Source organism: Micrococcus sp. GbtcB5, from assembly GCF_019091605.1.
GTDB lineage: Bacteria > Actinomycetota > Actinomycetes > Actinomycetales > Micrococcaceae > Micrococcus > Micrococcus luteus.
Genome location: NZ_JAGXJK010000557.1, coordinates 1 through 232 on the forward strand (window position 1 = coordinate 1; position 232 = coordinate 232).

Annotated in this window: 1 protein-coding gene; it reads right to left on the bottom strand. The window is 77.2% G+C overall.

The features are described 5' to 3' along the window. Positions 1-232, bottom strand: a 232-nt coding sequence (locus KVS67_RS13495; protein WP_368669080.1) for an amino acid permease, incomplete at both ends; no start/stop codon positions are given.

A 232-nucleotide genomic window follows, 5' to 3' on the forward strand; every position in this document is an offset into this window, starting at 1 on the left:
GAGGATGTCCGTGGTGAGCAGGAGCAGGATCACGGCCGCGGCCACCGTCAGCTGAGCCGTCCACGGTGTGCCGGTCCCCGCATGGACCCGGGCCAGGGGGCGGGGCAGGTCGGACTCGCGGGCCATGGCCAGGGCGGTGCGGGAGATGCCCGTCAGCAGGTTGAGCTTGGCCCCGGCCGCGGCGAGGGCGGCGCCGGCCACCGCCACCCAGCCCCAGCCGGAGCCCAGGGCG